14 protein-coding genes and 1 pseudogene are annotated in these 13,740 nt (G+C 65.7%); 12 read left to right on the top strand and 3 right to left on the bottom strand.

The genetic code is table 11. The annotated features are described in order from the left end of the window. Positions 1–7 precede the first annotated feature (7 nt). The 3 genes from GRI62_RS00345 to GRI62_RS00355 all read left to right on the top strand — a co-directional run bounded on the left by GRI62_RS00345 (position 8) and on the right by GRI62_RS00355 (position 2,137). On the top strand, positions 8–541 hold the full coding sequence (locus GRI62_RS00345; protein ID WP_131451458.1) for a hypothetical protein: 534 nt from the start codon (positions 8–10) through the stop codon (positions 539–541). A gap of 88 nt (positions 542–629) precedes the next feature. Beyond that, the gene (locus tag GRI62_RS00350; protein ID WP_234032810.1) at positions 630–1,241 is read left to right on the top strand and encodes a lysophospholipid acyltransferase family protein; all 612 of its coding nucleotides are present in this window, start codon (positions 630–632) and stop codon (positions 1,239–1,241) included. Between the two features lie 86 nt (positions 1,242–1,327). Further along, a complete protein-coding gene (locus GRI62_RS00355) occupies positions 1,328–2,137 on the top strand; it encodes a hypothetical protein (RefSeq protein ID WP_131451459.1) in 810 nt (269 codons plus the stop codon). A gap of 47 nt (positions 2,138–2,184) precedes the next feature. On the opposite strand, the gene GRI62_RS00360 is transcribed toward GRI62_RS00355, so the two are convergent. Continuing rightward, positions 2,185–2,898 carry a M50 family metallopeptidase gene (locus GRI62_RS00360; protein ID WP_131451460.1) on the bottom strand — a complete coding sequence of 238 codons (714 nt, stop codon included), beginning with the start codon at positions 2,896–2,898 and terminating at the stop codon, positions 2,185–2,187. Positions 2,899–2,924: 26 nt separating this feature from the next. Continuing rightward, positions 2,925–5,501: a DNA topoisomerase (ATP-hydrolyzing) subunit B gene (gene gyrB / locus GRI62_RS00365; protein WP_131451461.1), complete on the bottom strand. Its 2,577-nt coding sequence runs from the start codon at positions 5,499–5,501 to the stop codon at positions 2,925–2,927. A gap of 119 nt (positions 5,502–5,620) precedes the next feature. Here gyrB and GRI62_RS00370 point away from each other — a divergent pair, with 119 nt between their 5' ends. The 9 genes and pseudogenes from GRI62_RS00370 (at position 5,621) to GRI62_RS00410 (ending at position 13,183) form a co-directional block, all read left to right on the top strand. Then, positions 5,621–6,043 carry a hypothetical protein gene (locus GRI62_RS00370; RefSeq protein WP_131451462.1) on the top strand — a complete coding sequence of 141 codons (423 nt, stop codon included), beginning with the start codon at positions 5,621–5,623 and terminating at the stop codon, positions 6,041–6,043. After that, the gene (locus tag GRI62_RS00375; RefSeq protein WP_234032808.1) at positions 6,040–6,954 is read left to right on the top strand and encodes a cation diffusion facilitator family transporter; all 915 of its coding nucleotides are present in this window, start codon (positions 6,040–6,042) and stop codon (positions 6,952–6,954) included. The genes GRI62_RS00370 and GRI62_RS00375 overlap by 4 nt, the downstream gene beginning before the upstream one ends. A gap of 428 nt (positions 6,955–7,382) precedes the next feature. Continuing rightward, positions 7,383–8,972 (top strand): glutamine-hydrolyzing GMP synthase, encoded by a 1,590-nt coding sequence (gene guaA, locus GRI62_RS00380; RefSeq protein WP_131453681.1) that lies wholly within the window; start codon positions 7,383–7,385, stop codon positions 8,970–8,972. Positions 8,973–8,989: 17 nt separating this feature from the next. After that, positions 8,990–9,400, top strand: a complete 411-nt coding sequence (locus GRI62_RS00385; protein WP_131451463.1) for a hypothetical protein — start codon at positions 8,990–8,992, stop codon at positions 9,398–9,400. A gap of 24 nt (positions 9,401–9,424) precedes the next feature. Beyond that, positions 9,425–9,769, top strand: a pseudogene (locus tag GRI62_RS00390) (DUF268 domain-containing protein); the annotation flags it as partial. A gap of 48 nt (positions 9,770–9,817) precedes the next feature. Next, positions 9,818–10,531, top strand: a complete 714-nt coding sequence (locus tag GRI62_RS00395) for an endonuclease III domain-containing protein (RefSeq protein ID WP_234027324.1) — start codon at positions 9,818–9,820, stop codon at positions 10,529–10,531. Positions 10,532–10,590: 59 nt separating this feature from the next. After that, positions 10,591–11,748, top strand: coding sequence for an alkene reductase (locus GRI62_RS00400; RefSeq protein ID WP_131451465.1), 1,158 nt, complete (start codon positions 10,591–10,593; stop codon positions 11,746–11,748). After that, positions 11,742–12,401 (top strand): endonuclease III domain-containing protein, encoded by a 660-nt coding sequence (locus GRI62_RS00405; RefSeq protein WP_199802247.1) that lies wholly within the window; start codon positions 11,742–11,744, stop codon positions 12,399–12,401. Before GRI62_RS00400 ends, GRI62_RS00405 begins: the two co-directional genes overlap by 7 nt. Further along, the gene (locus GRI62_RS00410; protein WP_131451466.1) at positions 12,398–13,183 is read left to right on the top strand and encodes a hypothetical protein; all 786 of its coding nucleotides are present in this window, start codon (positions 12,398–12,400) and stop codon (positions 13,181–13,183) included. Before GRI62_RS00405 ends, GRI62_RS00410 begins: the two co-directional genes overlap by 4 nt. On the opposite strand, the gene GRI62_RS00415 is transcribed toward GRI62_RS00410, so the two are convergent. Then, positions 13,184–13,738 carry a DUF924 family protein gene (locus GRI62_RS00415; RefSeq protein ID WP_131451467.1) on the bottom strand — a complete coding sequence of 185 codons (555 nt, stop codon included), beginning with the start codon at positions 13,736–13,738 and terminating at the stop codon, positions 13,184–13,186. It lies immediately after the preceding gene. Positions 13,739–13,740 lie beyond the last annotated feature (2 nt).

A 13,740-nucleotide genomic window follows, 5' to 3' on the forward strand; every position in this document is an offset into this window, starting at 1 on the left:
CACAATCATGCGTAAATATCTGATCCTGACCGCCGCGGCCCCCCTCGCGCTGCTGGCCGCCTGCGGTGACAACGACGCCGACGAAACGGCAATGACCGACGACACCGCGGCCGCCGATACGATGGCGAACGACAACGCGATGGCCGATGCGAACATGAACGCAGAAGCGGGCCCGGCCACCGCGCTGGCTGACGCCGGCGACTATTCGGGCGTCTACAATTACACCGGCACCGATGGCGAAACTGCGGTGCGCATCAATTCGGCGGACTCGACCTACGAATATGTCGGCCCCGACAACCAGGTTCAGTCCGGCACCTACACCACCACGCCCGACGGCTATCGCTTCCAGATCGCCGACTGGTACGGTTCGCCGACATGGTTCACCGTGTCGAACGGCCAGCTCGTCCGCCTGCAGGAAGACATGGAGCTGAACACCGAGAACGCCGCGACCGTGTCCGGCGAACGCTACGCCCGTGCCAACGAAGGCGACGCGGTATTCTCGCGTTTCCCGGAGCCGGGCAGCCCGGTCGCCCCTGAATAATCGCCGCGCAACAAACCCAGCGAATTAACACGCCACGCTAGTGGCAAGGCTCCCTCCGGCTGCTACGGCACCGGGGGGAGCTTGCTGTGTGAGAGACAAGAATTCGAGCCTTTTGTCGCGCCTGGCCTGGCGCGTGCTGGTCTGGCTGTGGTCGACGCGCAACATGCGGCTGGAAGGGCGTGCGCCAAGCGTGCCCAAGTTCGTCTTCATCGGCGCACCGCATACCTCCAACTGGGACTTCATCGCCTTTGCCGGCGTGGTCAACCATTTCAAGATCGCACCCAGCTTCCTTGGCAAGCACACGCTGTTCCGCTGGCCCATGACGCGCTTCATGCGCGACATGGGGGGCATCCCCGTGGTGCGGTCGCGCAGCGGAGGATACGTCCAATCGGTGATCGACGCGTTCGACAAGGCCGACACGCTGGCGCTCGTCGTGGCCCCCGAAGGCTCGCGCACATCCAGCGGAGAATGGCGCACCGGGTTCTACCACATCGCCCACGGCGCAGGCGTGCCGATCGTGCCCGCCTATGTCGATTACGACCGCAAGGTTTGCGGCATTGGCGAGCCGATCATGCCGACCGGCGACTACCGCGCGGACCTGGCCAAGATCGCCGCCTTCTATCGCCGGGTCATGCCCGATTGCCAGCGGTTCGTGGCGCTCGAGGCCATGACCAGGACGCTCGATGAAATGGCAGGCTAGGGTTGGTGCCACGCCTCTGGCGGAACGCTTGCCCATGCGGCCCGTTGCAGCCTTGATCGGACGGGGTCGCAGAGGAGAGCATTTCCATGGACCAGAACGTCCTTATCGGCGTGATCGTCGTCATCGCATTGCTGGTCGCGGTCGGCATCTGGATGTCGATGCGGCGCCGCGCTACCGACCGGCTCCGCGACAAGTTCGGCGACGAATACGATCGCACGCTGAGCGATGCGGGTGACCGGACGGCTGCCGAAAAGGCGCTGATCGAGCGGGAGAAGCGCGTCGAGGCGCTGGAAATCCGCTCTCTTACCGCCGAGGAGCATGGGCGTTTCGCCAGCGAGTGGCGCGAGGTGAAGTCCGTGTTCGTCGACAGTCCGATCGAAGCCGTGCTCCACGCCGACCGGATGCTCGCGACCATGATGAAGACCGTGGGCTACCCGATGGCCGATTTCGATCGCCGGTTCGAGGACCTGACCGTCAATCACGCCGATGTCGCCCGCCATTACCGCGCCGGCCACGACATCGCCGCGCGCCACGGATCGGGCAACGTCTCGACCGAGGACATGCGCCAGGCGATGAAGCATTACGAGGCGCTCTACGACCATCTTGGCAGCAGCGCCGATACGGCGACATCGGACACCTCTTCCCCCTTCACCATACCCGCTGCGCCGGCTACGACCACTCGCTCTGCCGAAACGCCGGCCGGCACCGACCTGGACCGGGATGGCCACACCGACACCCTCATGCCTCGAGACGACGGAGCCGGCCGTGTCGAGACATCGTTGCAAGACCGGGATCGCCACAGCACTGTCGGAACAGACGACGATGGTATCGACGTGCTGCGGCAGGACAAGGATGGCGACGGGAATGCCGACCGTTTCCGCCTGAAAGCCGACTGACCACGCACCGGGACTTGACGTTGGGCGCGGGGACTATGTGCCCGCGCTCAACCATCGCGGGCGAGTGCGAACTTCAGGCTCGTGCCGACAACCAGCCCGGCGATGGCGATCAGCGCGACGGCCCAGAACCAGTGGGGCAACAGGAGCGCCCGTTCGATCTGACCGGTATCCGACAACATCACCTGCCCACCCACGACGACGGTCTCCGTGAACAGATACCGCCAGTCGCCAAACATGCTGAGCGCCGCCAGCACGCCGAGGAATTGCAGGGCGGGCCGCTGCCATGCAACGCGGCCCTTCATGACCAGCCAGACCAGTCCGGCGGCGACAAGCGGCAGAACGACGAGCCCTGTGGCGCTGCGCACCCAGATCACGACCGACAAGGCGATCATCGCGGCGAGCGCGAGCAGCGCCGGGCGCCACCATTCGTGGCGGCTGGAGGCGAGGATCAGCAGCCCGCCGACGAAGCTGGGCGCCAACGGCCCGCCAGCAGCGACGAGAGCCTGCGGAACCGCACCGGCAGGTCCCCCTCGCGACTGGGCCAGGCCCGATCCATCGGGCAGAATGACCAGCCGGTGGAAATCGAATCCCAGCAACAGGCCCGTCAGCCCGTGGCCCATTTCGTGGAACCAGGTGACGAGGATGGCGAACGGATAGAACGCGTAGCCAAGCACCGGCACATTGGGCAACGCGGTCACCACCACGGCTGCCAGTATCAGGCGACCGACCTGTTCCTCCTGGCTGCCCGGCCGCACCTGCATGGGATCAGGCGAGGGCGGGATGCCGGTCAGACATCGAGATTGGCGACGTTGAGCGCATTGTCCTGGATGAACTCACGGCGCGGCTCAACCACATCGCCCATCAGGCGCGTGAAGATCTCGTCGGTTACGTCGGCGTCCTCCACCTTGACCTGCAGCAGCTCGCGGTTGTCGGGGTCCAGCGTGGTCTCCCACAGCTGTTCCGCGTTCATCTCGCCAAGGCCCTTGTAGCGATTGATCGTCAGGCCCTTGCGCCCCGCGACGAGCACCGCTTCCAGCAGTTGCGTCGGGCGGGTGATGGCGCTGGCGGTATCGAAGACGGGCATGTCCTCGCTCTCGCTCTCGGCGTTGTCCGCCGGGTCCGGCTCGGGCGTGGTGGCCGCGCCGCCCTTTACCAGGCGCGCGGGCGAGGCGTAGGTTTCGGCCTGTTCCACGCCGCGCTTGTGCAGCTTGCGCGCCTCCGCACTGTCGAGGAACTTGCCCTCGATCAGGTGGACATCGGTCACGCCGCGCCACACGCGGTCGAAGCGGACTTCGTTCGCATCGGTCATGCGTGCGGACCAGTCGGCCTCGCCATCGCCAAGTTGCAACTGCGCCGCCGCCCGGCTCAGCGCGGCCTCCCGGTCTGCCCTTGCAAGGTCGGGCGCCAGCCCGCCCGCCATCGCCATGGCCTCGATCACCGCGGTATCGTACTTGCGCGGAGCAAAGGCGATGAGGTTCTTGAGCAGCAGCGCCTGTTCGACGAGCTGGGCGAGATCGGCACCCGATCGTGCGCCGCCCGCCGTTTCCAGCACGCGGTCCTGCAGGCCGTTCGCCACCAGGTGGCGGTCGAGCGCGCCCTGGTCCTTGACGTAGACTTCGCTGCGGCCCTTGGCGATCTTGAACAGCGGCGGCTGGGCGATGAACAGGTGCCCGGCCTTGATGATCTCGGGCATCTGGCGGTGGAAAAAGGTCAGCAACAGGGTGCGGATGTGGGCGCCGTCCACGTCGGCGTCGGTCATGATCACGACCTTGTGATAGCGCAGCTTGTCGAGGTTGAATTCGTCGCGCAGGCCCGTGCCCATCGCCTGGATCAGCGTGCCGACTTCCTTGGAAGAAATGATCCGGTCGAACCGCGCGCGTTCCACGTTCAGGATCTTGCCGCGCAGGGGAAGGATCGCCTGATACTTGGAATCGCGGCCCGACTTGGCGGAGCCGCCGGCGCTGTCACCCTCCACCAGGAACAGTTCGCTGAGCGCCGGGTCACGCTCGCGGCAATCGCTCAGCTTGCCGGGCAGGCTGGCGACGCTCATCGCGCCCTTGCGGCTCATCTCGCGTGCCTTGCGCGCGGCTTCGCGCGCGGCGGCGGCGTCGATGATCTTGTTGATGATGGTCTTGGCGTCGGCGGGATTTTCCTCCAGCCATTCGTTCATCTTCTCGCCGATCAGGCTTTCCAGCGGAGAGCGGACTTCGCTGCTGACCAGCTTGTCCTTGGTCTGGCTGGAAAACTTGGGGTCCGGCAGTTTCACGCTGACGATGGCGGTCAGCCCCTCGCGCATGTCCTCGCCCGAGAGGTTGATCTTGCCGCCCTTCAACTGGCCGGACGACGTGGCGTAGTTGTTGAGCGTGCGGGTCAGCGCCGCGCGGAAGGCGGCCAGGTGCGTTCCGCCGTCCCGCTGCGGAATGTTGTTGGTGAATGTCAGGACGTTTTCGTAATAACTGTCGTTCCATTCCAGCGCGACGTCGATGCCGATGCCGTCCTTTTCCGCGCTGACGGAGATCGGCTCGGGCACCAGCGGCTGCTTGTTGCGATCGAGATACTTCACGAAGGCCGCGATGCCGCCCTCGTACCACAGGTCATGTTCCAGCGGCTCCTCGTGCCGCTTGTCGCGCAGCTTGATGCGGACGCCGGAATTCAGGAAGGCCAGCTCGCGATAGCGGTGTTCCAGCTTCTCGAAATCGAACTCGATGACGTTCTTGAACGTGTCCTCGCTGGCCTTGAAGGTGACGCGCGTGCCCTTTTTCAGGCCATCCTCGTCGCCGTTGCTTTCGACCGGCGGGGCGTCGCCGGTGATCCGCAGGCTTTCCACCGCGTCCCCGCCTTCGAAACGCATCCAGTGTTCCTTGCCGTCGCGCCAGACGACCAGCTCCAGCCATTCGGACAGGGCGTTGACGACCGAAACGCCGACGCCGTGCAGGCCGCCCGAGACCTTGTAGGCATTGTCGTCGCTGGTGTTCTCGAACTTTCCGCCCGCGTGCAGCTGGGTCATGATGACCTCGGCGGCTGACACGCCTTCGCCGCTATGGATGCCGACCGGGATGCCGCGGCCGTTGTCTTCCACGCTGACGCTGCCGTCCGGGTTCAGCTCGATCAGCACCAGGTCGCAATGCCCGGCCAGTGCTTCGTCGATGGCGTTGTCGGAAACCTCGAATACCATGTGGTGCAGGCCCGACCCGTCGTCGGTATCGCCGATGTACATGCCGGGGCGCTTGCGCACGGCGTCCAGGCCCTTGAGAACCTTGATGCTTTCCGCACCATAGTCGCCGTTCTGGCGCTGCTTCTGGGGAGCGACCGCGGGAGTGGGCGCCTGGGTCGGTTCGGGGGGGTTCGGGGTGTTCTCGTCCATCCGGGAGATATAGGCGTTCCAAGGCGTATCCGGAAGGTTTTGCTGCCCCCGCGCCCCGCTTTGTCCACCGCATTGGCACCAGGCGCGCCGTTCGTGCGTTGTGCTTGGCGATGAGGGCAATGGCGATCAGCACGCTGATGGTTTCCTGCGCGATTGTCGCGGGATGCGGCATACCACTCGATCCCGGCGGCACGACCGACCGGGTGCGCGATGATCGCATCATTCGCCTGGGCGAGATCGCCGGGGCCGATCCCGACGCCAGCGTCCGCGCGGCTCTTGTCCGCGTGGCCGAGGCAACGGACGCGAGGATAGAGCGAACGCCGGGCCATGCAGAGGAACTGCTGGAAGCCCTGGAAGCGGGCAGGCTCGATCTGGTCTACGGTCGTTTCGCGGGCGATTCGCCATGGGCCACACACGTCCATTTCGGCAAGCAGCCGGGCCGCGCGGACGCGCCCGGCAAGTCTGAGCGCGTGCCGCGCTTCGCCTATCGCAACGGGGAAAACGGCTGGATCACGCTGGTCGAGCACGAGGTGAGCCGGTGAGCGGCATCCCCGCCGCAATCGCCGCTGACTATGCCCGCGCCAAGCGCCTGGAATGGTGGACGCTGGCCTGGATGGGTTCGATCATCGTGGTCATGTATTTCGCCATGGGCACCAGCCAGGCCATGCGCAGTGCGCTGGTCGAAGACCTGCTCAGCCTGGTCCCGGCGATCACCTTTCTCGTCGCCAGTCGCATTGAACCGAAGCCTGCCACGGCGCGGTATCCGTTCGGCTTTGCCCGGGTGAACAGCCTCGCCTTTCTCATCTCGGCGGTGGCGTTGACGATGGTGGGGTCTTTCGTCGCCTGGGAAGCAATCAGCGCGCTGATCGCGCAAGAGCATCCCACCGTCGGTCCGGTCGAGATTTTCGGCCAGCGCGTGTGGCTCGGCTGGCTGATGATCGCCGCGCTCGTCTACTCGATCGTGCCGCCGGTTATTCTCGGTCACCGCAAACTGCCGGTGGCAAGGCGCCTGCGCGACAAGGTGCTGCACACCGATGCGCTGATGCAGAAGGCCGACTGGCAGACCGGGGTGACCGGCATCGTCGGTATCGCGGGTATCGGGCTAGGCTACTGGTGGGCGGACAGCGCGGCGGCGTTGCTGATCGCGCTCTCGATCCTGAAGGACGGGGTCAAGAGCATCCGCACGGCTTCTGCCGAGCTGCTTGATGGCGAGCCGCGGGAGATGGACGGACCTGCGGTGTCCGAAGAGGCGGATGGTGTTCGCCGGCGCCTGCGCGAACATTACCCGGGTTGCGAGGTCAGACTGCGCGAATCGGGGCGATACATGGTGGCCACCGTTTCCGGGATCGCACCACCCGCCCGGCTGCCCAGCAAGAAGGTGCTGACGGGCGATGTGCCGGACTGGCGGCTCGCCCGCGTCGATTTCGAACCGCCGCAGGACGAGGAGGCCTGACGCCCCGTTTCGGACGCGGACCTTATTTGATGCCGGCCAATAAAAAAGGCCGCTCCGGGGCGGGAGCGGCCTTTCGCATGGCCCGAAGCTCATGGGGGGGGAGGGAGTTCTTCGGGCCGGGGGACTGGATTGCTCGTGATTAGACGAGAATGCCCGTGAACAGCGTGGCGCTGACCGAGACGGCCGCGATCGAGGCGAGCACGGAGGTGAGGAGATTGCGCATTTTCTTATCTTTCTTATTCGTACGGGGTGCGAAAAGCTGTCCGGCCCCGGCTGTGGCGTGCCTTTGCGCTTTGTAATAAAATTATTCAAATGCGAAAATATCGACAAGTGTTGCGTGTTTTGCAACTGCCGTACGCGGACTGTTGCGCATCGCGCGCCGGGCCGGGCGCTGGACAGATTGCCGCTACTTCGGGCAATGGCCGGGGATGCAGACCGATCACCAGCCCGAACCTATCCTGCCTGACTCCATCCTGATCGTCGATTTCGGCAGCCAGGTAACCCAGCTCATCGCGCGCCGGGTGCGCGAGGCGGGGGTCTATTCCGAAATCGCGCCTTTCACGCTTGCCGAGGAAGCCTTCCGACGGATGCGGCCCAAGGGCATCATCCTGTCCGGTTCACCCGCCGGCGTGCCCGAGGATGGCAGCCCGCGCGCGCCGCAGATGCTGTTCGATGCGGGTGTGCCGATACTGGGCATCTGTTACGGCCAGCAGGTGATGAGCCACCAGCTCGGCGGCAAGGTGGAGCCGGGCAACCAGGGCGAATGGGAAGGCGAATTCGGCCGCGCCTACATCACCGTTACCAAGGGCTGCGCCTTGTTCGAGGGCCTGTGGCAGGTCGGTGACCGGCATCAGGTGTGGATGAGCCACGGCGACAAGGTAACGCAGTTCGCCCCCGGGTTCGAGATCGTCGCCACCAGCGACGGCGCGCCCTTTGCCGTCATCGCGGACGAAGCGCGCCGCTTTTACGGCACCCAGTTCCACCCGGAGGTCGTCCACACACCCGATGGCGGCAGGCTGCTGGCAAACTTCGTCCACCGCGTCTGCGGCCTTGCCGGCGACTGGACAATGGCCGCCTATCGCGACACCAAGGTTGCCGAGATCCGCGCGCAGGTTGGCGACGGGCGAGTGATCTGCGGCTTGTCCGGCGGGGTCGACAGCTCGGTCGCCGCGATCCTCATCCACGAGGCGATCGGCGAGCAACTGACCTGCGTGTTCGTCGACCACGGCCTGCTGCGCATGAACGAGCGCGAGCAGGTCGAGACCATGTTCCGCGACCATTACAACATCCCGCTGGTGGTGGTGGATGCGCAGGAGCGCTTCATGGCCGGCCTTGCGGGAGAGACCGATCCCGAGAAGAAGCGCAAGTTCATCGGCGCGGAATTCATCGAGGTGTTCGAGGAGGAAGCGCGCAAGATCGGCGGCGCGGAATTCCTGGCGCAGGGCACGCTCTACCCTGACGTGATCGAGAGCGTTTCGTTCACCGGTGGCCCCAGCGTGACGATCAAGAGCCACCACAATGTCGGCGGGCTTCCCGCCCGCATGAACATGAAGCTGGTCGAACCCTTGCGCGAGCTGTTCAAGGACGAGGTTCGCGATCTCGGCCGCGAGCTTGGCCTGCCGGACATGTTCGTGGGCCGCCACCCTTTCCCCGGACCAGGCCTCGCCATCCGCATCCCCGGCGAGGTGACGCAGGAGCGATGCGACATCCTGCGCAAGGCCGATGCGGTCTATCTGGAGGAGATCCGCAACGCCGGCCTCTACGATGCGATCTGGCAGGCCTTTGCCGTATTGCTGCCGGTGCGCACGGTCGGCGTGATGGGCGACTATCGCACCTACGACAGCGTCTGCGCCCTGCGCGCCGTCACCAGCACCGACGGCATGACGGCAGACGTCTATCCCTTTGATGCCGCCTTCCTCACCCAATGTGCCACGCGCATCGTCAACGAGGTGAAGGGCATCAATCGGGTGGTCTACGACTATACCAGCAAGCCGCCGGGCACGATCGAGTGGGAGTAGGATAGATAGAGCGCGACATGACGCAGAAAGCCAATTCGCTGCGGCGATCATTGAAGATGCTGTTCAACGGTATCGGCGTTAATCCGGGCCGTGTCAGGGCCCTGAAGAATTACCGCAAGTATCGCGCCCAATGTGAAGAGTTTCTGCGCCAGGGCGGGACGATCACGGGCAACTCGATGATCCTGTATGACTTTGCCGACAACGCTGGCACGGCAAGCGGAGACTATTTCCACCAGGACCTGTTGGTGGCCAAACTAGTCTTCGAGGCACAGCCGCGGCGGCATATCGACGTCGCTTCACGGGTCGATGGGTTCGTAGCTCAACTGGCCTGTTTTCGCGAGGTCGAGGTCGTCGACGTTCGCCCCCTTCCGCCCTCGGTTCACACCAACATCAAGTTCGTTCAGGTGGACCTCACCCGGCCCCAGTAACTTGGCAAGGCGGATTCTGTCTCGTGCTTGCACGCCATCGAGCATTTCGGACTGGGCCGTTATTTCGATCCCATCGATGTCGACGGGCACAACAAGGGTGTGCACAACCTCATCGACCTGACGGAGGTTGGCGGGCGTCTCTACCTGAGCTTCCCGATCGGCCGCGCCGACGAGGTGCAGTTCAACGAGCAGCGGGTGTTCCATCCCAACTGGATCCTGCGGCACCCCGGGATTGCCCAAACAATGAAGCTGGTGCGCTTCGACTATGTCGACGACCAGGGAGACCTGCACCTTGATTGCGCTATCGAGGGGAAGGCTCTCGATCTCGATTACGGATGCGGGATATTTACCTTCGAAAAGCTTCGATGAGGCAAGGGCGGACTTCTTTCTGGCGTCTCTTCCCCCATCTTGCGACGCATGTTGCAGCTCGACTTCGGTACCGATCCACGCACCGATCGGCTGGCGCGCATCCATGCCGCGTTGATCGCTGCCTTTGGCCGGATCGAACGGCCCGACGAACGGCGCAAGGACCCGGTCTGGACGCTGGTGCAGGGGGTCATCGGGGCGCAGACCCGGACGCCCGTCTCCAACGCCTCCACCGACGCCCTGCGCGACGCCTTTGGCACCTGGCAGGGCGTCGCCGATGCCGAGCTTGCGGATATCGCCGCCGTGCTTGCCAACCAGACCTTTCCCGCTGTCGCGGCGGAGCGCATCCGCGCGTGCTTTTGCGCCATCATCGCCCAGCGCGGGGCAGTGGACCTGCGGCACTTGTCCAATCTTCCCGATGACGCGGCGATGGACTGGCTGCAGAAGCTGCCTGGCGTGGGGCGCAAGATCGCCGCGGGGGTGATGAACACCAGCCTGTTCGCCCGGCGCGCGCTGGTGATCGACGGGCACCATCGCCGGGTAATGCAGCGCACCGGCCTCGTCCCCCCGCGTGCCGATACGGCCCGTGCCTATGACGTGCTCATGCCGCTGCTGCCCGCCGAATGGAGCGCCGCCGCCATCGACGAGCATCACCTGCTGGTGAAGCGGCTGGGGCAGGTCCACTGCCGCCCCAGCGTGGCGCACTGCCATCGTTGCCCGATTGCCCCTTGCTGCGACACCGGCCGAGGGCGTGCGCCTGGGTAATGGGGAACGCTCCCCACCGTATTCGAGTTGCCATACAAAACCTATATTCCGGAGTTTCCATGACCGATCGCAAGCCCAGCAAACCCGACCTCTCGCCGCTGTTCGACAGCGTGACACTGGGCGCTATCGAAGCCCGCAACCGTATCGTCATGGCCCCGCTCACCCGGGCCCGGTCCGAACGGCTGGAGGCTACGCAGACCGGGCTTCACGCCCTGTATTACGCGCAGCGCGCAGGCGCAGGCCTGATCGTTTCGGAGGCGACGCAGATAAGCCGGCAGGGGCAGGGCTATGCCTGGACGCCCGGCATCTTTACCGCAGAACAGGTGGAAAGCTGGAAGCCGGTAACCGACGCGGTCCACAACGCCGGCGGGCGGATCGTGTGCCAGTTGTGGCACGTGGGCGCGGTAAGCCACCCGGTGTTCCAGCCGGACGAGGGCCAACCCGTTTCCTCCAGCGCCTGGACGCCCGAGGGTGAGGCGTTCGTCGGCGACCGCCACCCCGACGGCCCGCAGGTGCCCTTTACCGAGGCGCGCGCCATAACGCTGGACGAGATCGAAGGCGTGCTCGAGGATTATCACAATGCCGCACGCTGCGCCGCGCAGGCGGGGTTCGACGGGGTGGAGCTGCATGCGGCCAACGGCTATCTGATCGACCAGTTCATGCGCACCGGCGTAAACCGCCGCGAGGACGATTACGGCGGCAGCCTCGACAACCGTTTGCGCCTGCTGGGCCAGGCAGTGGAGGCGATCACCGCCGAGCTGCCGGCGGACCGCGTGGGCGTGCGCCTGACCCCCATCGGCGGTGCGGGTGGCAGTGCGGACGAGAACCCCGCGGAAACCTACCCGGCAGCCGCGAAGCTGCTGGCCGGACGCGGACTGGCCTACCTGCACACCGTGCGCGCGACCGATCACGGCGGGGCGGACGGCGAGAAGAGCGAAGGCGACGCGATCATCCACGCCATGCGCAAGGCGTTCGACGGCACGTTCATCGCCAACGGCAACTTCACGCCGGAACAGGCCGCGCGCTGGATTGCGCAGGGCCATGCCGATGCCGTCGCCTTTGGCCGCCTGTTCATCGCCAATCCCGATCTGCCGGGGCGCATCGCCGCCGGTGGCCCCTACAACGAACCCGATCCCGCCACCTTCTACGGCGGCGGCATGAAGGGCTACACCGACTATCCGAGCCTGGAAAAGGTGGACGATCCGCTGCCGTGCTGACCTCGGCCGCGGTCGAGGAGGTATTCAGCCGCCTTTCGCGCGCCATGCCCGGGCGCACGAAAGACGCCAAGGGACCCAAGGGCCAGCCGGATGCCTTTCGGTCCTGCATATCGTGCATGCTTTCGGCCCAGTCGCTCGACCGCAATACCGCCGCGGCGGCGGCGGCACTGTTCGCGCTGGCGAGGACACCGCGCGCGATGCTGGCGCTCAGCGACGAGGCAATCGCGGCCGCCATCAAGCCGTGCGGCCTCTACAACACGAAGACGCGCAACATCCGCCGGTTCTGCGAGGTGTTGCTGGCCGAGCACGGCGGCACGGTGCCGGCGACACGCGAGGGGCTGCTTGCGCTCCCCGGCATCGGCCGCAAGTGCGCCGACATCGTGATGAGCTTCACCTTCGGGGCGGACGTGATCGCGGTCGATACCCACGTCCACCGCGTGTGCAACCGCATCGGGCTGACGCAAGCAAAGACCGCCGACCGCACCGCCGAGCAGTTGGAGGCGCGCAGCCCGGCCTGGGCCTTGCGCGACGGGCATTTCTGGTTGATCCAGCTGGGCAAGCGTATCTGCCACGCGCGCTCGCCCCGGTGCGAGGTGTGCCCGGTGCAGGACCTGTGCGAATATTACGCCGCGACGGCCAAGGACATTGCATGAGCTGGGACGATTATTTTGCCGAGGACGCCGGCGCCGCCGAGGCGGAAGCGCGGGGCAAGTCGCGCACGCTGACCGTGGGCTGGACGGTCAAGTGGCCGGGCAACGGCAGTGCGATCTGGGCGCCGCCGCACGGGTTCAGCCGGTCCGATCGCAAGGCCGCGAGCGCCAAGTCGATCCAGGCCTGCCCCGCCGCGATCGACTTCGACCGGCGGCATTTCGTCATCCCCTGCCCGGTGGACATCACGCTGGCCTTTCAGCGCAACGCGCAGGGGCAGATCCAGTTGACCGATGTGGATGGCGAACAGTCGGCCATGCGGCCACAGGGGCGCGCCAACCTGTTCATCGTGCAGCCGCCCGGCGAATGGCGCGATCCCGATCGCCCGATCATCCAGTTCACGGCGCCCTACGTCTTCGTGGCGGACGAGCCCGCGTGGGTGGTGCAGACCGCGCCTTACCTGCACTGGTTTCCCGTGCCCCGCCCCGGCGTGCAGATGGGTGGGCGCTATCCCATTCACATCTGGCCGCGCCCGCTGGCCTGGGCGTTCGAATGGTACGACCTGTCGAAACCGCTGGTGCTGAAGCGCGGCGAGCCATGGTTCTACGTGGCGTTCGAGACCGAGAACCCGTCTGCCCGCGTGCGGCTGGTGGAGCAGGAGATGACGCCCGAGCTGGACAGCTACCTGGCCTCGATCACCGACGTCTCCAACTACGTCAACCGCACCTACGGCCTGTTTGCCGAGGCGCAGCGCGCGCGACCGGCGAAGCTGCTCAGGCCGAAGTAGCTACCACGCGAAACCCGCCTCCACCGCGCGGTTCTCCGCCGGGGTGCTCTCACGACTAAGCACCGGGTTGCGATGCGGAAAGCGGCCGAACCGGGCGATCATGCGATGGTGGCTGCGCGCAAAGGCGAAGCTGCTGCCGCCGTTGATGCGAGCGAACAGGGCAAGCGACAGGCGCTGGTCGGCAATGTCCTCGCTATGCATCAATGGCATGGCGAGAAATTGCCGCTCCACGCCCGCCAATCGGGGAAGGAAACCCCTGCCGAGCGCGCCGTGGCACACTGCGCGTGCGAGCGGATCGCTGGCATAGGCGCGCGGGTCGTCGCGAAACAGGTTGCGGGGTATCTGGTCGAACAACAGTATCGCAGCCAGCGCGGTTTGCGGATCGTGCAGGAAACTGGCGGGCGGGCGCGATTGCAGCGCCTCCCACTCGCCCCGGAAACGCGCCTCCAGCATGGCGTCGATATGGTCGGAACCACCCCACCAGTCGGCGGGGCGCAACGTGTGAAACCAGACGTGCAGCAGGTCGGCAGCCCAGCGCCTCGGTGCCAGGCTCATCT

The organism is Aurantiacibacter arachoides (assembly GCF_009827335.1).
Lineage (GTDB): Bacteria > Pseudomonadota > Alphaproteobacteria > Sphingomonadales > Sphingomonadaceae > Alteraurantiacibacter > Alteraurantiacibacter arachoides.